A 19,139-nucleotide genomic window follows, 5' to 3' on the forward strand; every position below is an offset into this window, starting at 1 on the left:
GGCGTCGGACGCCCGTAAGGTGGCCTTAACGGCATTTGCCGGGGGCCGGGTGGACTGGTTAGAGGATTTCGGCGGCGGTGCCGACGTCGGGCGGGCCGAGGTCGGGGTTGAGCGCGCCGGTCAGCTCGACCAGCTCCGGTTCGACCTCGTGCGGCGTGATCCGCCCGTCGCGGATGTCCTCCGCGTAGTGGCACGCGACGCGCTGGCCGCCGACGTCCCGCAGCTCCGGGCGGTCGGTCGAGCACAGGCTCTCCTGCCGCCACGGGCACCGGGTGTGGAACCGGCAGCCGCTCGGCGGCGCCGCCGGAGAGGGCAGGTCACCGGCGAGCAGGATCTGCTCCCGGCTGTCCTCCACGGCCGGGTCCGGCACCGGGATCGCCGAGAGCAGCGCCCTGGTGTACGGATGCAGCGGGTTCTCGTACAGCGCGTCCGCGTCGGCTTCCTCGACGAGGGAACCGAGGTACATCACGCCGATCCGGTCGGAGATGTGCCGCACCACCGCGAGGTCGTGCGCGATCACCAGGTAGGTCAGGCCGAGCTCCTCCTGCAGATCCTCCAGGAGGTTCACCACCTGCGCCTGCACCGAAACGTCCAATGCGGACACCGGCTCGTCGGCGACGATGAGGTCGGGCTCCACGGCGAGCGCCCGCGCGATGCCGATGCGCTGACGCTGACCGCCGGAGAACTCGTGCGGGTACTTCCGCAGCGCGGTCTCCGGCAGGCCGACCGCGGCCAGCAGCTCACGCAACCGCCGGTCGGTGGCCTCCTTGTCCTTGTCGAGGCCGTGCGCGCGCATGCCTTCGAGCAGAATGGACTCCACCGACTGTCGTGGGTCCAAACTGGACAGTGGGTCCTGGAAGATCATCTGCATCCGGCGGCGGGACTTGCGCAGCGCCTCGCCCTTGAGCTTCGCGACGTCGGTGCCGTCGAAGACGACACTGCCACTGGTCGGTTCGTTCAACCGGAGGATCGCTCTGCCCAAAGTGGACTTACCGCAACCCGATTCGCCGACGAGGCCATAGGTTTCACCGCGCCGGATCGACAGGCTGACCCCGTCGACGGCGTAGACGTGCCCGATCGTCCGGTCGATCACGATGCCGCGTTTGATCGGGAAGTGCACCTTGAGGTCGTCGACCTCAAGCAGCACGTCGCTGTTCGTCTCGGTCATCGGATCCCTCCTCCGGCCGCGACCGCGGGCCGCACGGGGTTGTGGCAACGCAGCAGGCCCCCGTTTTCGGGCACCAGCTGCGGCGACGTCTCACGGCACACCGCCAGCGCGTTCGGGCAGCGCGGCGCGAACGCGCAACCGCCCTCCCACGGGATGTTGTCGGCCACCGAGCCCTTGATCGGGATCAGCTTCTCGCCCCGTCCCGCGTCGAGCCGCGGGATGGACGCGAGCAGGCCGTGCGTGTACGGATGCCGTGGTTCGGCGAAGAGCTGATGCCGCGGCGCGCGTTCGACGATCTTGCCGCCGTAGAGCACGTTCACCTCGTCGCAGAGCCCGGCGACGACACCGAGATCGTGCGTGATCATGATCAGCGCGGTCCCGGTGTCCTGCACGAGTTCGCGCAGCAGCGCCAGGATCTGCGCCTGGATGGTGACGTCCAGCGCGGTCGTCGGCTCGTCCGCGATGAGCAGCCGGGGACGGCACGCCAGCGCGATCGCGATCAGTGCGCGCTGCCGCATCCCGCCGGAAAGCTGGTGCGGGTACTCGGAAAGCCGCCGCGACGGGTCGGGAATGCCGACCTTGTCCAGCAGTTCGACGGCCTCGATCGCCGCCTTCTTGCGCGGCATGTCGCGGTGGCGCTCCAGCACCTCGGTGATCTGCAGCCCGATCGGGATGACCGGGTTCAGCGAGGACAGCGGATCCTGGAACACCATGCCGAGGTCCCGCCCGCGGCGGTCCCGCATTTCCTTGTCCGACAACGTGAGCAGATCGGTGCCCTCGAACGAGACCGAACCGCTGACCTTGTTGCCGCGCTTGGCCAGCAACCGCATGATCGCCAGCGACGTCACCGACTTGCCGCAGCCGGATTCGCCGACCAGCCCGACGGTCTGGCCGGGTTCGACGTCGAAGCTCACCCCGTCCACCGCGGTGAACGGCCGCTCGCCGCGGCGCTGGAATACGACGCTGAGGTCGCGAACTTCAAGGAGTGCCATGTGTTACAGCACCGCCTGTTCTTCGGATCGAGGGCCGGCCACAGTGACTCGCCGAACGTGCAGGCCATGAACTTCTTGGAATGCCACGGAAAATCACCGCCTGTTCTTCGGATCGAGGGCTTCACGGAGCGATTCGCCGAGCAGTGTGAACCCGAGCGCGACCACGATGATCGCGATGGCCGGGTAGTACGCCAGCTCCGGACGGATGTCGAGGAACTTGTGCGCGGCATTGCCGAGCATCAGGCCCCATTCCGCCCGCGACGGGTCCGGGTCGCCGAGACCGAGGAACGACAGTGCCGCCGCCTCGATGATGGACGTCGCCAGTGTCAGCGTCGCCTGGACGATGACCGGGCCGAGCGAGTTCGGCAGCATGTGCCGCAGCACGATCGCCCCGCGCTTCACGCCGAGCGACGTCGCCGCGAGCACGTGATCGCTGGTGCGCTGCGCGAGCATGGAACCGCGCAGCAGCCGCGCGAAGATCGGCACACCGATCATCGACACGGCGAGAATGACCGTCCACTGGCTCGGCTTCGCGAACAACGCGGCGATCGAGATCGCCAGCAGCAGCGACGGGAACGCCAGCATGACGTCGACGATGCGCATGATCAGCGTGTCGACCCAGCCGCCGAAGGCGCCCGCGAGCCCGCCGAGGATCATCCCGAGGACGACGCCGATCAGCGTCGCGAGGACACCGACGAGCAACGTCTGCTGCGCGCCGACGATCAGCCGGGACAGGAAGTCACGGCCGAAGTCGTCCACGCCGAGCGGATATCCCGGCATCGCGCCGGGAATGATGCCGCGGCCCAGGTTGACCTTGTCCTGCAAGGACCGCGCGAGCGGGTCCTTCGGCGCCAGCAGCGGCGCGAAGATCGCCAGCAGCACGAACAGGATGGTGATCACGCCGCCGGTGATCGCCACCGGGCTGCGCAGCATGCGCCGCAGCGCCTCACCGCCGAGGCTGTGCCCCCGCGCGGCGGCCGACGCGAGCTTGTCGATCGGCTCCTTCTTCTTGTTCAGCAGAGTGTTCATCCGACACGCACCCTCGGGTCGATGAGCCCGTACGAGATATCGACCAGCATGTTCACCAGCACGTACACCAGCGCACCGAACAACAGCAGCGCCTGTAGCCGGGGATAGTCACGCCGTTCGATGCCTTCGGCGAGCAGATAGCCGAGGCCGCGGATGTTGAACACCCGCTCGGTCAGCACCGCGCCGCCGAGCAGCGCGCCGGTCTGCAGGCCGATGGTGGTGACCACCGGGAGCAGGGCGTTGCGCAGCACGTGCCGCCGTCGCACCACGGGCTGGGTCAGGCCCTTGGAGTTGGCGGTGCGGATGAAGTCCTCGTTGAACACGTCGAGCACCGAGGCGCGGGTGATCCGGGTGATCACCGCGAGCGGAATGGTGGCCAGCGCGAACGCGGGCAGGATCAGGTGTTTGATCGCGTCCCACATCGAGTCCCATTCCTGGGTCAGGATGCCGTCCAGGACAGCGAAGTTGGTGACGTTGGTGGCGTCGAGGCCCGCGCTCTGCCGTCCCTGGGAAGGAAGTCCCAGCGGTGAGGCCAGCCCGTTCTGCATCATGTAGCCGAGGAAGAACACCGGCACCGCGACACCGACCAGGGTGAGCACGACGATGATGTTGTCGACCGCGCCGCCCTTGAACCGTGCGGACAGATAGCCGAACGGGATGCCCAGCACGATCGCGAGAATCATCGCGGAGAGGCCGAGTTCGATGGTCGCGGGCAGGAAGCGCCCGATCTCGCCCATGACCGGCTGCGCGGAAACGAGCGAAGCGCCGAAGTCGCCGGTGACGGCCCGGCCGAGGAATTTGAAGTACTGGATGAAGATCGGCTGATCGAAGCCGAGGGAGTGATTGAGGAGTTCCACCTTCTCCGGCGTCGCCTTGTCCCCGAGAAGCGCGTAGGCGGGTCCTCCGGGAAGCGAGCGGAGCCAGGCGAAGACCAAAATGGACAGAAGCAGGAGCGTCGGGATCGCTTGTAGCAGCCGACGCACGATGAAACGGAGCACGTGCGTTCCTTTGTTGCCAGCCCGGGAAGCAGGGCCAAGGGGCGGGCGCGATCGCGCCTGCCCCTTGGCCCTCGCTATGCGGTCGGGATCAGCCGACGCTCACGGTGTTGAAACGTTCGTCGGTCAGCGGGCTGGCCACCAGGCCCTTCACCTTCGGGCCGACCACGATGGCGGGCGCCGGGTAGGCGATCGGGATGGCGGGAAGGTAGTCCATGACCGCCTTGTTCGCCTGCTGGTACGCCTTGGCGTGCGCGTCACCCGCGGGGGCCGCGTCGGCGTCGGCCAGCGTCTTGAACAGCTCGGCGTTGTCGAAACCGAATTCCTTCTTCTTGCGGCCGAAGAACGTGCCGATGAAGTTCCCGGCGTCGTTGTAGTCGCCGGTCCAGCCCAGCAGGTGGATGTCCTGCTTGCCGAGCTGCTGCACGTCCTCCTTGTAGCCACCGTTCCACGGCTTGGCCACCGGCTCGACCTTGACGCCGATCGCCTTCAGGTCCTCGGAGATGGCGGTGAACGTGTCGGCCGGGTTCGGCATGTACGGCCGGGTGACCTCGGTCGGGTAGTAGAACTTCAGCGTGAGGTCGGTCGCGCCGGCCTCCTGCAGCAGCTTCTTGGCCTGCTCCTTGTCGTACGGGTACTTCTTGACGTCGTCGGTGTAGCCGGAGATGACCTTCGGCACGAACTCGGTCGCGACCTCGGAGCCCTCGGCCAGCTTGGTCTTGACGAACTGCTCGCGGTTGATGCCGTACGCCAGGGCCTGGCGGACCTTCGGGTCCTTCAGCTTCGGGTTGCCCGACTGGTTGATACCCAGGTAGAGCAGGTTGAACGACGGGCGGATGAGCACCTGCTCGCCGTCGTTGCGCAGCAGGCCGTAGTCGGCGGGCGCCGGGAAGTCGTAGCCCTGGACGTCGCCGGCCTTCAGCGCCTGCTTGCGGGCGTTCTCGTCCGGGATGATCTTGAAGATCAGCTTGTCCAGTTTGGCCTGCTGGCTCGGGCTGTCGGTCGCCTTGACCAGGGTGACCTCACCCTTGGCCTGGTCCCAGCTCTCCAGCTTGAACGGACCGGTGCCGGAAACGAACTTCGACGTGTACTCGCTGAAGACGGGCGCACCGCTGGAGCCGGTGACCTGGTTGCCGTTGTGCTTCGTGATCGCGTCGGGGCTCTGGATCGCGAACGCGGGCAGTGTGAACGCGGCGGGGAAGGCACCCTTGGCCTTGCTCAGGTTGAGGACCGCGGTCGAGTCGTCCTTGGCCTCACAGGACTTGTAGACCGGGTCACCGGTCGCGGTGCCCTCGTTCTTGGCGAAGCCCTCGAAGACGTCGCCGTAGTAGATCATCGCGTTCTGGGCGAGATCGCCCTTCATGTTGTACCAGCGGTCGAAGTTGAAGCAGACCGCCTTGGCGTTGAAGGGCGTGCCGTCGTGGAACTTGACGCCCTTCTTGAGGGTGAACGTCCACGTCTTGCCGTCGTTGCTGGGCTCCCACTTCTCGGCCAGCGAGGGCTCGAGGTCGGCGGTGCCGGGCTTGTTCTGGATCAGCGTGTCCAGCATCTGCCGGGTGATGCGGTAGGTCTCACCCTCGTCGGTGAACGTCGGGTCCAGCATCTTCGGGTTACCCGCGTTGCCGAAGATCATCGTGCCGCCGGAACCACCTCCCGCGGCCTCGTCTCGTTTGGACGTTGCACACGCGGACAACGAGACCGCGACCGCGCCGGCCAGCCCGATCAGGGCAATACGGCGCGTTCGGGTCAGCCGCCATTGCTGCATCTGACACCCCTTGGGAGATGTTCGGTGTTTAGTCACCGTCCGGTCGGTCAGAAACTCAGCCGACGGTCGGTGTGTTCGCCGACACTAGCGGGAACTCGCCCCGCACTTAAGCACGCGAGGTTACGATCGCGCTACGTAGCAGCCAAAATAACCGCAATGCGTTGGTAAATCCTGACGGTAGGTAGCGGTTTCAGGGCGATTGCTGCAATGAGCGCACAGCCAATGACACAAATGGACGCATCAGGGTTCCCCCGGACGTGGTTCAGTCCACGTGACTGTCGGCGGCCTCGCGCGTACCGTCCACGGCAAACCAGCCACGCTCGAAGAGCTGCCATCGCCGCAGGTCAGAGCGGTGGTCCAGACCGTCCCTGGCGACCGAGCGGGCCAGTCGCGCCGCCTCGTCACCGCCGTCGACCCAGCACAGGTGGGACAGCAGCGGCCGCACCGAACTCCGGCCGCTGGAAACGCCCTCCAGCACCAGTACTTCGGGTACCGGAACGGTCACCGAAGCGCCGAGACAGGGGCCTTCAGGTGGCCATTCCATCCGCCGGTAAGCACCGGGAGAACCATCGGAGAGGGGCCTTAAAACGCCTTCGAAGAGCCGTGGCCACCAGGCCACCGGATCGTTCCAGGTGGCGAATTCGTCGGTGCTCAAGAGAACAACGGGCACATCTCGTGCCCGGAAATCCGCCACAATGGAGCGCGCGAATGTCGACTTTCCCGCGCCTGACGGACCGTCAACAGCCAGCAGGCGCACATTCCCGAGCCGTGGCGGTGCCGCGAGGACCGCGTCGATCAGCGCGCGCGTACCGAACTCGCCTTGGCGACGGTGTCCGCCTCGGGCAGGCCCTTGACGTCGTCCGGGGCCGACGTCCTGGCCTCCAGCTCGGCGATCCGGCTCTCGAGTTCCTTCTTCGTGTCCTCGAGCTCGCAGCGCAGCAGCGCGATCTCCTCGACGGAGGTACGGACCTCCTCTTCCAGGTGACCGACCTCGGTGGACAGGTGCAGCGCGACCAGTGCCAGCACGACTCCGGCGAGCAGGAAGACGAGGTTCGACGGCGTCTTGACGCCGGTGATCTTCGCCAGGAACTCCGCGGCCTGCGGGATGACCGCGAGCACGACGACGCCGACGGAGACGATGAGCCACACGCCCGCGTACTTCTCCCGCAGCTTGCGCCTGCGCATCATCTCGAGGACGACGAACAGCACCAGGCACGCGACGACGATGCTGAGAACGCGCCAGCCGTCCATGGACGTGACCTCCTTCTTACGCCGAGTCGGACGAGTCGACCGCGGGGCGGCGGCGCACCAGCGCCAGCAGCAACGCGAGACCGGCCCGGCTCAGGTAGACGGCCGATTTGATGGGCGAGTGACTGGGCGTGCCGCCGGCACGTTCCCGCATGATCACCGGGATCTCGGCGATGACGAGCTTCGCGCGGATGGCCAGCACCAGCGATTCCACGGTGTCGCCGAGGTACTCGGCGGGGTAATACGCGGCGAAGAGCTTGATCGCCTTCGGGCCCATCGCCTTGAATCCCGACGTGACGTCGGTGAGCTTGCGGCGGGCGAGCCGGGAGAACACGATCGACAGCGCGACCATCGCGTACTTGCGCGGCCCGCTGGCCTTGTACGACCCCTTGCCCGCGAACCGCGAGCCGATGACGATGTCGGCCTCGTCCAGCCCGCGCAGCAGCGCGGCGACCTCTTCGGGGTCGTGCTGGCCGTCCGCGTCCACCTGCACCACGACGTCGTAGCCACGCGCGGCGGCGTACCGGAAGCCGGTGCGCATCGCGCCGCCGACGCCGAGGTTGACCGCCAGCCGTGCCACGTCCGCTCCCGCGGCCCTGGCCAGCTTGGCCGTGTCGTCGACCGATCCGTCGTCGACGACCAGCAGGTCGGCGCCCGGCAGGGACTGCTTCACCTGCTCGATCACAGCGCCGACACTGGCCTGCTCGTTGAGGGCAGGCATCACGATGAGTACGCGACGGCTGGTCACGGAGGCCGCCGGTGCTGTCACAGACACGGGATCCACTCTAGCTTCTTACTTGCCGTGAGCAGTTCCGGACCCGGGCGCGGCCCCGGCCGCGACGACGTCGCGCATGCCCTCGATCTCGTAGACCGAGGCGTCGTCGTTGTGGAAGACCCGCTTGAACCCTGGCGTGCTGTCCAGCCGCTCCAGGCCGACCGCGCGCCGGTCCGACGCGTCCTGGGTCACCATGCCCCGGCCGACCACGACGTACCGCACCTTCTCCTCGGCGAGGTCCTTACGCACCGTGGGGTTCTTGTTGATGTCGTTGAGGTAGACCGTGAGGAATCCGGCCGTGCTCTCGAACGGCGCGCCGTAGAACGTCCATTCGACCGGGGTGACACCGGCGAGGGCGTACATCCACACCGAGCCGTCCTTGCGGTCGTTCATCACCTTCTCGCCGGGCCCGACGTGCTGGGCGAGCCAGGCGTACGCCTCTTCTTCCTTCTTGGACACCGTGGGGCCGTCGCCGTAGTTCCGCCCCAGCGCCGACGAGTTGCGCCCGATGTAGGCGCCCTTGCTGAGCCCTGCCATGACCAGGCCGATCACCAGCGCGGCCACGATCGCGACCGTCGCGGGCTTGAAGTTCGGCTTGCGGCGTTCCACGAAGCCGGCGAACTTCTCCGCGCCGGTGTTCACGAACTCACCGACCGCGACCGCGCCTGCCAGCGGGACGAGCGCGGCGATGCGCCAGTGGTCGTTGTAGAAGATCCCGGTCAGGGTGTGGACGAGGTTGGTCTCCAGCGACACCGTCGCCGCGAAGAGGCCGCCGAGCAGCACGTACGCGGCCACCATCCACAGCATGCGGCGGTGCTTGACCATCAGGAAGATCCCGATGATCGCCGGGATGCCGATCCACCACTGCGGGAACGCGGCCATCGGCGAGAAGGTGATCGTCTCCCCGATCCCGCCGGTCACGGTGGCCTCGGAGGCCCACCACGCGCTCGTGACGCCACCCACGTTGTACAGCGAGGGCAGCACGACGGGCACGCCGAGCACGACGGCCAGCCCGACCGTCGCGATCAGGGAAGCCGCGGAGCGCCGCCAATCGATCTTCTCGAACTTGAAGACGACCGCGAGCAGGATGAGCAGGAAGTACAGGATGACGACGAAGACGACGCTGGTGTGCAGCCCGGCCAGGCCCGCGACGCCGACGCCGATCGCGACCGGCCCCGCGATGCCGCGGGGTTCGAGGATCAGGCGCGCGAGCGCGAGCATCGCCGGGATCATCGCCACACCGGCGACGTAGGGCCACAGCGGACCGCGCCACAGCGAGTCGTACGGGAACGAGGTGAACCAGGTCGTGACGGCGGCCGCGGTGGCGACGCCGATCGCGGGCATGCGCCAGGTGTTGCACATCGCCGCGACGCCCAGCGGCACGGTGAGGATGACCGCCAGCACCGCCAGGTTCAGCGTCGGCATCATCGTCAGGCCGCCCTTGCCGAAGACGAGGGCGAGCAGCGCGTGGTAGGTGTCCGGGTAGAAGTAGTGGGTCTCGTTCGGGACGTTCGCGATCGTGCCGACCGTCGAGGGCCGCGCGTCACCGTGCTCGGCGATCCAGCGGACCAGGTTGCCGTGGAACGGCGCGTCCCAGCCCTGCTGGACGCGGTCGATCGCGTGCGTGCCGCGAAGGAAGGTGATGGTGCCGACGGCCATGCCGGCCAGGACGCCCAGTCCGATCAGGACGTGGTCGCGCAGCGAACGCTTCGGCCTGTTCTCGTCCTGTTCGGCCCATTCCGGATGACGTCGTGCGGTGAACCGGTTCACGGCAAACGCCAGCGCGAAGCCGACGACGGAGAGCACGACTGTCCACAGTGCTACGTCGAGCATGTCCCAGCGGATGCCGAGACCGCCGAGCACCGGGATGCCGAGCGCGACGATCCCGAACGTCAGCAGCGGCGCGGCGGCGGCGAGTGTCCAGCCACGCAGCCTGATCGCCGCGCCGAACACCAAGCCCGGCAGCCAGAACGCGAGCAGAACGAGAACTACATTCATCGAATTCGCTGTCCCAACTTCACCAGCGTTACGCGCCGTCCCCACGGACGGCGCAGACCCGCGGCCACATTACTGTGACGCCTCATCGCCACTCGCGCTGGCCGGTCGGCGCAGGACGAACACGAGCACGACGGCCAGCCCGACGGTCGGCCCGGCCCCCAGCCCGACGACCGCGCGGAGAATGGCGTCGCCGGGGAAGAACAGCAGGATCAGCGCCGTCGTCAGGGTGACCGACGCCCAGGTCAGCAGCACCTTGTTGGCCTGGGTCCGCGCCACGAGCACGGCGGCCATGAGCTGCATCGCGGTCAGCAGGACGGTGCCCCAGACCAGGCCGGTCATCCACCAGGCCTCGGCCACGAAATTGGCGCCGAACAGGAGCTTGATGAGCCACGGGCCGATCAGGAAGCCGACCAGCGCGCCGACCGCCGCGAGCACGAGGGTGCCCAACGTGCCGACGGCGAGCATGCGCCGGAGCCGGTGCATGCCCTCGGCGGTGCTGGAGAGCCGGACCGCGGTGGGCACCGCGAGCGCCTGCAACGGGGAGAGCAGCAGCAGCGGCACCCGCGCGACCATCAGCGCGGCGGCCAGCACCCCGAACTTCGTCTCGTCCGGGGTGGGCGCCAGGAGCTTGATCAGCGTCGGGTAGCCGCCGATCACCGCGGCGGCGAGCCCGGACCCGATGAGCAGCAGCACGATCCGGCCGATGAGCGGGCGCCAGGCCTCGCCGTCGAGATGCGGGTCGACCAGCTGGGTGACCGGGCGCGCGAAGACCAGCCAGGCGAACGAGCCGAGCGCGGCCGCGATGGCGAGCGGCACCAGCCCGGTGATTCCCGCGACGACGACCGCGCCGAGCCCGGCAATGCGGACGACCGCCTCGGCGATCACCAGCCAGGAGTACGACCTGATCCGGTTGTGCCCCATCAGCAGTCCGCGCGCGGAGAACTGGCAGGCGAACGAAATGGCGCCGCACAGCACGATGATCGCCAGCTCGGTGTGTCCTGAGTAGACTCTGTCGCCGATCATCGGCACGAGCGTGAGCAGAGCGATCGCGGTGACGATGACCATGCCGATCGTCATCGCCCTGATCGACGACTTCCCGGCCTTCTTCCCGTCCAGCGCCGCCACCGCGGACTGGCGGGAGATTTCCTGCTCCAGCGGCGAGAGCGCGCTGCCGAGGCCCATCAGCAGGCCCCAGAACGAGCTGAACACGCCGTAGTCGGCGGGGCTGAGCAACCGGCCGATGACAAGCGTCAGGACGTAGCCGAGGCCGATGGCGATCAGCAGGGAGAGGCCGACTTTTCCGGCGGACTTCCCGGTGTCCTTGGCGAGCGCCCTGCCGTCGACGCCTGCCGCGTTGCCGGTGCTGTCGGTGTTGTCGGTCACGGTGCTCATCGGCGCAGCCGGGCACGCAGTGCCATCACCAGGCCACGGATCGCACCCGCCCCGAAGCCCGCGGCGAACACCGGGGTGAGCTGGGCGACCGCGCGGGCCTCCGCCTTGGTCGCGCCGAACCGGGTCACCGCGGCGCCCGCGGCGGCCGAACCGGCGGCGGCGAGCGCGACGGCGGTCTTCGGACGCTTGGCGGCGACGCCGAGGCCGAGGAGTCCGAGACCGAACGCGGCGAAGAGGCCATTGCGGGCGGGGCCGGGCGAGGCGAGGTAGGAGTCGACGAACGTGGTGCCGCGGAAGTACGACTGCGCGACGAACTTCTTGAAGGAGTCGCGGCCGTGATAGGTCGCGGAGAACTCCGGGGCGAGATGGATGCGGTGCCGCTCGGCGATCCAGCGCAGGACACCGGTGTCGTCACTGGCGAAACGCACGTCGTCGAAAAGGGAGACGAAGGCGTCGGATGCCTCTTCGAGGACCTTGCGCGGCGCGGAAAAGAATCCGGTCCCCTTGGGGAAGACGTCGAATTCCTCGATTCCGAACGACATCAGCCGCGGGTTCGCGCAGTAACGGCGCCAGGGGATCTTGACCAGGCCCGCCATGAAACCGGCGTAAGGATTGTGTTCGGACGCGACGTTGATGTGCCCGTTCCAGACCGCCCTGTCCGGGTGATCGCGGAGCTGGTCGCGCAGGAAGGTGAGCGAGCCGGTGTCCACGATCACGCGGCTGTCGAGCAGCAGGATGTGCTCGCCGGAGGCCTTCGCGATGCCCGCGCGGCGGGCCTCGAAGCGGCCGCTGTTCGGCTGCGACAGCACCGTGATGCCATGCCGTTCGCGCAGGTCGTCGAGCCTTTCCGGGGTGGCGTCGGTGCTGCCGTCGTCCACCACGACGACCTCGACCGGCCACTGCGCGGCCCGTGCCGAGGCGATCAGGGCGCCGACGCTCTCGGCGATCCAGTCCTGCTCGTTGTAGACCGGGATGACGACCGACAGCCTCGGGAGGAGCGTGTTGGCACTCACCGGGCCGAGGCTACGCGATAACGGGGGACCAGTATCCTTCGGGCACCGCAACACCCGACCAGAAATGGGCCCTACGGTGATTTCCTTCATTCTCGGCACCACCGCGGAACTGATCAAGATCGCGCCGGTCTACCACGGGATCGCCGAACGCGGCGTGCGGCCGAAGATCTGGTTCACCGCGCAGCACGTGGACGAGGTCGCCGACGTGCTCGCCGATCTGAACATGCCGGAGCCGGACGTCTGGCTGGTGCCGCAGGACAAGGCGCACAACCTCGAGTCGCCCGCGCAGGTGCCGGGCTGGGCCGCGCAGGTGCTGCGCACCGCGTGGAGCCGCCGCGCCGAGCTGCGTGCCGCGCTGACCGAGGACGGCCGTCCGCCGCTGGTGCTGGTCCACGGCGACACGTTCACCACGCCGTACGGCTCGCTGATCGGCAAGCGGATCCTGAAGTCGCGCGTCGGGCACGTCGAGGCGGGTGCGCGGTCGGGCAGCATCCTGTCGCCGCTGCCCGAGGAGCTGAACCGCAAGATCGCGGCGAAGATCGTGGACATCCACTTCGCGCCGAGCGCGCGCGAGGTGAACAACCTGCGCAACGCCCGCGGCGTCGTCGTCGACACCGAAGCCAACACCGCGATCGACGCGATGCGGCTGGCGATCGGGCAGCCGCTGGACGTACCGAACCTGCCGGAGAAGTTCGGCCTCGCCACACTGCACCGCTTCGAGCTGGTGTCGCGCCCGGACAAGTACCGCGAGGCGCTGGAGATCCTGCGCGAGCAGAGCCGCAAAATGCCGATCCTGTACATGGCCGGGGCGCCGGAGCGCGAGAAGATCCGCGCGCTCGGCATCGGGAACATCTTCGACGACCAGTTCATCGTCCAGCCGAAGATGCGGTACCTGAAGTTCCTGCCGCTGGTGGCCCGCGCCGAGTACGTCGTCACCGACTCCGGTGGCCTTTCGGCCGAGTGCTACTACCTCGGCCTGCCGTGCGCCGTGCACCGCGAGCGCACCGAGACGCCGCAGCACCTCGGCGAGACGGTCGTGCTGACCGAGATGCGCGGCGACAAGCTGCAGAACTTCCTGGACACCTACCAGAACCGGCGCGGCGAATCCTGGATGGACAAGTACCACCCGTCCGAGATCGTCGTGAACACCCTGGCACAGCTGGGCTACTGCTGAGAGTTCCCGGTTTTGGAGCGGGCCCACATGCGGCCGCGACGATGCTGTCGGCTTTTGTCCGAAGTGGACGGAGGAGGGGTTCGGGATCCCCTGGGTATACCCCCACCCTCCCGGGGGCACCCCTGCAACCATCGTATCGCCGTGGGGGTGTGCGGAGGGGGTGCTCGGCGAATCTGTGGATGGCCGGGACCGTTGTGGACAACTCCGACGGGAAGGCGTTCCGGGGCCGTGAATGCCACATCGAGGGGCTCTGAGTCTCCCGGGCTCGGCCGGAGCCCGTGGAGCAGCGTGGTGAGTGGCGGCCGGGTGCTGAAGGACGCCTTCAGTGCGTTAGCCGTGCTGAAGGACGCCTTCAGTGCATCGAGCGCATCGAAGGCGTCCTTCAGCACATGCCGACCGCCGGAAGCAGCTCACCGCATCCTCGCTGCGTCCCGAACGCTCCGTTCGCGACGTTGAGCGTCCCGAACGACGCGTTCGCGACACCCGACCCGGCGCCACCCGCACGCGAAAAGTCCGTGGGGGCCTCCTTGAGTGACCCAAAGTCACTCAAGGAGGCCCCCCGCGGACCAAAAACTAGAGCGCGCGGCGGCCGGAGAGAGCGCGGCCCAGGGTCAGCTCGTCGGCGAATTCGAGGTCGCCGCCCATGGGCAGGCCCGACGCCAGCCGGGTGACCGACAGGCCGGGGAAGTCCCGCAGCATGCGCACGAGATACGTCGCGGTGGCCTCACCCTCGGTGTTCGGGTCGGTCGCGATGATCACCTCGGTGACGTCCGCTTCGCCGATCCGCGCCAGCAGCTCACGCATACGCAGCTGCTCCGGCCCGATCCCCGACAGCGGGTCGAGCGCCCCGCCGAGCACGTGATAGCGGCCCTTGAACTCGCGGGTGCGCTCGACCGCGAGCACGTCCTTGGGCTCCTCCACGACACAGATGACGCTCAGATCGCGTCGCGCGTCGCGGCAGATGCGGCAGGTCGCCTGCTCGGCGACGTTGCCGCAGATCTCGCAGAACTGCACGCCCTCCTTGACCTTGCCGAGCACGTCCTGCAGCCGCGCGATGTCGGCGGGATCGGTCGCCAGCAAGTGGAAGGCGATGCGCTGCGCGCTCTTGGGCCCGACCCCCGGCAGTCTGCCGAGTTCGTCGATCAGGTCCTGGACGACACCTTCGTACACCGGGCTGTCAGCCGCCGAAGCCGAGGGCGCCGAGGTCCGGCATACCGCCACCGCCGCCGAGGCCACCCGCGAGCGGGCCCAGCTTCTGCTCGGTGAGTTTCTGCGCGCTGGCCGACGCGTCCCGCACCGCGGCGACGACCAGGTCCGACAGCGTCTCCACGTCGTCCGGGTCCACCACCTTGGGGTCGATCGCCAGTGTCTTGAGCTGACCGTCGCCGGACACGGTCGCGGTGACCAGCCCGCCGCCCGAGGTACCGGTGACCTCGGTCTTGGCCAGCTCGTCCTGCGCTTCGACCAGCTTCTGCTGCATCTGCTGGGCCTGCTGCATGATCTGCGACAGGTCGAAGCCGCCGCCGGGTTGCACCATGATCCGCACGATCCTCTCTGTCTGTGTCCTCCCAGGGTAGCCGCGTCCGCGGGTCCCCCGGTCGAGGCCGCCCAGGGTGTCTTGACCGGCGAAGCGGATCCGCTGTGGCACCGTGGTCGCCGTGCGACACCGCGTGACCTCTCCGCTGCTGGTCTCGTGCCTGCTGCTGGGCGCCTGCGGAACCGGCGACGTCGCCGCGCCACCCGCACCGAAGACGTCGCCCAGCACACCGGCGACCACGACGACATCGGCGCCGCCGGAGCGAGTCGTGGTGCTCGATCCCGGACACAACGGCGGCAGCGCCGCGCACCTCGCCGAGATCAACCGCCTTGTGCCCGCGGGACGCGGCAGGACGAAGCCGTGCAACACCACGGGAACGTCGACGAACGCGGGCTACCCCGAGCACGCGTTCACCTGGGACGTCGCACAGCGGGTCGGCACTGCCTTGGGCGCCAAGGGAATCAAGGTCGTCTACACGCGTCAGGACGATTCCGGCGCCGGACCGTGTGTGGACCAACGGGCCGCGACCGGGAACGACGCGAACGCCGACGCGGTCGTGTCGATCCACGCCGACGGTTCGAATTCCGCGGGCGCGCACGGCTTTCACGTGGCGTACTCGTCGCCGCCGCTGAATGACGCGCAGGGTGAACCGGCAGCGAAACTCGCGCGAACAATGCGGAACACCTTGCGGGACAAGGGTTTCAGCACCGCGAACTACATCGGCGCCGAGGGTCTCGCACCCCGCGACGATCTGGCGGGCCTGAACCTCTCGACCCGCCCGGCCGTGCTCGTCGAATGCGGGAACATGCGCGACGCCACCGAAGCGGCGGCCATGACGAGCGCGGACGGACGTCAGCGCTACGCCACGGCGATCGCCGCCGCCATCGAGGCCTACCTCGGCTGATCCAGCGGCCGCGCCCCGAGGTGGTCGGAGATCAGCTTGTGCGCGATGTCGTGCGGGTCCTCCTCCGGCGGCGGTGGCGGAGCGGGCGGCGCCGGGCTCGCGTCCTCGGAGTAGAGCTCCTCGTCGTCCTCCATCGGCTCCGGCGGGAGCGGGATGTCGGGCTCGGCAGTCGTCACCTTCGGCCGCGACGGCGCGGCAGGCTCCGGTGCGGGACGGCTCGGCGCGGGACGACTCTGCTCGGCGGGCGCGGGTGCGGCGGCCGCCGATGGGCGCGTGAACGACCGCTCCGGCGCGGGCGCCGCCTGCTGTGCGGGCTGCGCCGCGGGCCGGGCGGGTGCGGCCGCCGCGGCGGCGCCGTGCACGCACCGCACCTGCCACTCACCCGGGACGACGGTCTTCAGTGCCCCGGCGATCTTCTGCGCGTTGGCCTGATCGGACAGCCGCCGGGCGAGCGGTTCGGACTTGTGCGTCAGCGTGACGACCAAGCCCTCGACGCCGACCACGGTGGCCTGCGTCAGCATCGCCTCGAGGCTGCGCCCACCAGGGACCTGCCGAAGCGCCGACAGCAGCTGTGGCCAGGCGGTGCGCAGGGCAGCGGCGTCCAGCCCGCCGGACTCCGCCGGTGCGGCGGACTCTGCGGCCGGCGCGGCAGCGGGTTCGGCCGCGCGCGGTTCCGGCTGTGCCACGGGCCGCGACGGCGGCGCGCTCGCGGGAGCAGGGGCAGGCGGAGTCTGCTCGGCGGCGGGCGCCGCCGAGGGACGGGTGAACGACCGCTCCGGCGCGGGAGCCGCCTGTGGCGTGGGAGCGGGCTCCGGTGCCGGACGAGCCGGGGCCGCGGGCGCGACGGCCTGCGGTGCCGCGGGCTGGGCAGGGGCCGCGGGCTGGGCCGGTGCGGCCGCGCGCTGGGAAGGACGCTGGAACTCGCGCTCCGGCGCGGTGCGCGCCGGAGCCTCGGCACCCGCTTCACCGCCGCCACCCGCGACCGGCCCCCGGCGTTCGAGCCGCTCGATCCTGGCCAGCAACGCCTTTTCCGCGTCGGTGACCGAAGGCAGCAGCATCCGCGCGCACAGCAGTTCGAGCACCATGCGCGGCGAGGTCGCGCCGCGCATCTCCAGCAGTCCATTGTGGACGATGTCGGCGTAGCGGGACAGCGTGGCGAGTCCGACGCGCTGCGCCTGCTCGTCCATCCGCTTGAGCTCGTCGTCCGGCGCGGATACCAGGCCCCGCGAGGCGGCGTCCGGCACCGAACGCATCAGCACCAGGTCACGCAGCCTGTCGAGCAGGTCGGTCGCGAACCGGCGTGGATCGTGCCCGGCGTCGGCGAGCTTCTCCACCGTGGAGAACACGGTCGCCGCGTCCTCCGCGGCCAGCGCGTCGACCATGTCGTCGATCAGCGCGACGTCGGTGACCCCGAGCAGCGCGACCGCGCGGGAGTAGGTGACGCCATCCGGACCGGCCCCGGCGAGCAGCTGGTCCAGCACCGACTGCGTGTCCCGCGCCGAGCCGCCGCCCGCGCGGACGACCAGCGGGTACACCGCGGACTCGACCTGTGCGCCCTCGTCCGCGACGTTGCGCTCCAGCAGCTCACGCATCGAACTCGGCGGAATCAGCCGGAACGGGTAGTGGTGCGTCCGCGAGCGGATGGTGGTGAGCACCTTGTCCGGCTCGGTCGTGGCGAAGATGAAGATCAGGTGTTCCGGCGGCTCTTCCACGATCTTCAGCAGCGCGTTGAAGCCCTGCGTGGTGACCATGTGCGCCTCGTCGATGATGAACACGCGATAGCGCGATTCGGCGGGCGCGTAGAAGGCCTTGTCCCGCAGTTCGCGCGCGTCGTCGACACCACCGTGACTGGCGGCGTCGAGCTCGGTGACGTCGACACTGCCCGGCCCCTCCGGCGCGAGCGCCTTGCAGGAATTGCATTTCCCGCACGGGTCGGGTGTCGGCCCCTCGGCGCAGTTCAGCGAGCGCGCCATGATGCGCGCGCTCGACGTCTTGCCGCAGCCGCGCGGACCGGAGAACAGGTACGCGTGGTTGATGCGACCCGCGGCGAGCGCGGTGCGGAGGGGTTCGGTCACATGCTCCTGACCGACGACCTCGGCGAAGGTCGCCGGACGGTACTTGCGGTACAGCGCGAGAGCCACGTCGCGAGGGTACCGGTAGGGCACGACACAACTAGGCTCGCCCGGTGAGCCATGCCCGATCAGCCCGCAACCGGCCCACCCGGCAGGCCCATCCGACCCCGGGCGAATACCCCGTCCGCTTCGGCATCGCGGAACTGCTCCGGGACGCCGACAACGCGAATGCCTGGCTGCTCTCGGTGGACGGCGTAGCCCAGTCATATGTCGACCTCGATGATCCGACGAACCTGGAGTTCGATTACGTCCGCCGGATCGCCGACGTCGTCGACCATCTCCCGCCGGGCCCGCTCGACGCACTGCACGCCGGTGGCGCCGCGTGCACGCTGCCCCGCTACGTCGCCGCGACCCGGCCCGGCTCACGCCAGCACGTCTTCGACGCGGACGGCGAGCTGGTGGAACTGGTCCGCACCCAGCTCGGCCTCAAAGTGCCGAACCTGCGCGTCCGCGTTTCGGACGGCCGCGCCGGGGTCGCCAGCCGCCGCGACGCGACCGCCGACGTCATCATCGCCGACGCCTTCGAGAGCGCGAAACTGGCCGGTGGCCTGGCGACCGTCGAGTTCACCGCCGACGTCGCGCGGGTTCTGCGCCCGGCCGGGACGTACCTCGCGAACATCACCGACGGCCCCGGGCTGCCGTTCGCGCGCCGCTTCATCGCGACGCTGGCCGAGGTCTTCCCGCACGCTCTTCTGCTGGCCGAACCCGCCGTGCTGCGCGGCCGCCGCTTCGGCAACCTCGTGTTCGCCGCCTCGCGCGTGGACCTCCCGGTCGCCGCGGTGGCCGCCCGGACCGCGTCGTCGCCCTTCCCCGCGCGCTGCGTAAGCGACGCCGAACTGCGCAAACTCCGCGGCAAGGCCACGCCGATCTTCGACGACGCGCCGGCGGAGGCACCCGCGCCGCCCGACGACGTCCTCGGTCTGTTCTAGGCCAGCGAGCTACCGCTTATAGGCGGACTATAGGCCGCCTATCTGGCCTATAGTCCGGCTACCTGTACTATAGTTGGCACATTCGACG

17 protein-coding genes are annotated in these 19,139 nt (G+C 69.0%); 3 read left to right on the forward strand and 14 right to left on the reverse strand.

The window, feature by feature from the left end:
- Window positions 1-58: 58 nt before the first annotated feature.
- The 11 genes from ACFW0G_RS20240 to ACFW0G_RS20290 all read right to left on the reverse strand — a co-directional run bounded on the left by ACFW0G_RS20240 (window position 59) and on the right by ACFW0G_RS20290 (window position 12,375).
- A complete protein-coding gene (locus ACFW0G_RS20240; RefSeq protein ID WP_378326878.1) occupies window positions 59-1,168 on the reverse strand; it encodes an ABC transporter ATP-binding protein in 1,110 nt (369 codons plus the stop codon).
- A complete protein-coding gene (locus tag ACFW0G_RS20245) occupies window positions 1,165-2,160 on the reverse strand; it encodes an ABC transporter ATP-binding protein (RefSeq protein ID WP_378326879.1) in 996 nt (331 codons plus the stop codon). Before ACFW0G_RS20245 ends, ACFW0G_RS20240 begins: the two co-directional genes overlap by 4 nt.
- Before the next feature lie 93 nt (window positions 2,161-2,253).
- Complete coding sequence (locus ACFW0G_RS20250) at window positions 2,254-3,189, reverse strand: ABC transporter permease (protein WP_378326880.1); 936 nt, start codon at window positions 3,187-3,189, stop codon at window positions 2,254-2,256.
- Entirely contained in the window at window positions 3,186-4,187 is a 1,002-nt protein-coding gene (locus ACFW0G_RS20255) for an ABC transporter permease (RefSeq protein ID WP_378326881.1), read from the reverse strand. The genes ACFW0G_RS20250 and ACFW0G_RS20255 overlap by 4 nt, the downstream gene beginning before the upstream one ends.
- 88 nt (window positions 4,188-4,275) lie before the next feature.
- Window positions 4,276-5,949 carry an ABC transporter substrate-binding protein gene (locus tag ACFW0G_RS20260; RefSeq protein ID WP_378326882.1) on the reverse strand — a complete coding sequence of 558 codons (1,674 nt, stop codon included), beginning with the start codon at window positions 5,947-5,949 and terminating at the stop codon, window positions 4,276-4,278.
- A 262-nt stretch (window positions 5,950-6,211) separates the two neighbouring features.
- Entirely contained in the window at window positions 6,212-6,700 is a 489-nt protein-coding gene (locus ACFW0G_RS20265) for a uridine kinase (protein ID WP_378326999.1), read from the reverse strand.
- Between the two features lie 44 nt (window positions 6,701-6,744).
- Entirely contained in the window at window positions 6,745-7,200 is a 456-nt protein-coding gene (locus tag ACFW0G_RS20270) for a DUF2304 domain-containing protein (protein ID WP_378326883.1), read from the reverse strand.
- A gap of 16 nt (window positions 7,201-7,216) precedes the next feature.
- Window positions 7,217-7,918, reverse strand: coding sequence for a glycosyltransferase family 2 protein (locus ACFW0G_RS20275; RefSeq protein ID WP_378327000.1), 702 nt, complete (start codon window positions 7,916-7,918; stop codon window positions 7,217-7,219).
- Between the two features lie 72 nt (window positions 7,919-7,990).
- A complete protein-coding gene (locus ACFW0G_RS20280) occupies window positions 7,991-9,970 on the reverse strand; it encodes a DUF6541 family protein (protein ID WP_378326884.1) in 1,980 nt (659 codons plus the stop codon).
- 69 nt (window positions 9,971-10,039) lie between these two features.
- Complete coding sequence (locus ACFW0G_RS20285) at window positions 10,040-11,362, reverse strand: lipopolysaccharide biosynthesis protein (RefSeq protein WP_378326885.1); 1,323 nt, start codon at window positions 11,360-11,362, stop codon at window positions 10,040-10,042.
- Complete coding sequence (locus ACFW0G_RS20290) at window positions 11,359-12,375, reverse strand: glycosyltransferase family 2 protein (RefSeq protein WP_378326886.1); 1,017 nt, start codon at window positions 12,373-12,375, stop codon at window positions 11,359-11,361. Before ACFW0G_RS20290 ends, ACFW0G_RS20285 begins: the two co-directional genes overlap by 4 nt.
- A gap of 64 nt (window positions 12,376-12,439) precedes the next feature.
- Here ACFW0G_RS20290 and ACFW0G_RS20295 point away from each other — a divergent pair, with 64 nt between their 5' ends.
- Complete coding sequence (locus tag ACFW0G_RS20295) at window positions 12,440-13,549, forward strand: UDP-N-acetylglucosamine 2-epimerase (RefSeq protein WP_378326887.1); 1,110 nt, start codon at window positions 12,440-12,442, stop codon at window positions 13,547-13,549.
- Window positions 13,550-14,122: 573 nt separating this feature from the next.
- Here ACFW0G_RS20295 and recR read toward each other — a convergent pair.
- On the reverse strand, window positions 14,123-14,719 hold the full coding sequence (recR, locus tag ACFW0G_RS20300; protein WP_378326888.1) for a recombination mediator RecR: 597 nt from the start codon (window positions 14,717-14,719) through the stop codon (window positions 14,123-14,125).
- A 7-nt stretch (window positions 14,720-14,726) separates the two neighbouring features.
- Window positions 14,727-15,086 (reverse strand): YbaB/EbfC family nucleoid-associated protein, encoded by a 360-nt coding sequence (locus tag ACFW0G_RS20305; RefSeq protein ID WP_378326889.1) that lies wholly within the window; start codon window positions 15,084-15,086, stop codon window positions 14,727-14,729.
- 112 nt (window positions 15,087-15,198) lie between these two features.
- Here ACFW0G_RS20305 and ACFW0G_RS20310 point away from each other — a divergent pair, with 112 nt between their 5' ends.
- Window positions 15,199-15,990 carry an N-acetylmuramoyl-L-alanine amidase gene (locus ACFW0G_RS20310; RefSeq protein WP_378326890.1) on the forward strand — a complete coding sequence of 264 codons (792 nt, stop codon included), beginning with the start codon at window positions 15,199-15,201 and terminating at the stop codon, window positions 15,988-15,990.
- Here the strand turns inward: ACFW0G_RS20310 and ACFW0G_RS20315 are convergent.
- Window positions 15,978-18,131, reverse strand: a complete 2,154-nt coding sequence (locus tag ACFW0G_RS20315; protein WP_378326891.1) for a DNA polymerase III subunit gamma and tau — start codon at window positions 18,129-18,131, stop codon at window positions 15,978-15,980. The genes ACFW0G_RS20310 and ACFW0G_RS20315 overlap by 13 nt on opposite strands.
- 44 nt (window positions 18,132-18,175) lie before the next feature.
- Here ACFW0G_RS20315 and ACFW0G_RS20320 point away from each other — a divergent pair, with 44 nt between their 5' ends.
- Window positions 18,176-19,051 (forward strand): spermidine synthase, encoded by an 876-nt coding sequence (locus tag ACFW0G_RS20320; RefSeq protein WP_378326892.1) that lies wholly within the window; start codon window positions 18,176-18,178, stop codon window positions 19,049-19,051.
- Window positions 19,052-19,139: the final 88 nt, after the last annotated feature.

Origin of the sequence: Amycolatopsis sp. NPDC058986, assembly GCF_042741125.1 — a bacterium.
Taxonomy (GTDB): Bacteria; Actinomycetota; Actinomycetes; order Mycobacteriales; family Pseudonocardiaceae; genus Amycolatopsis.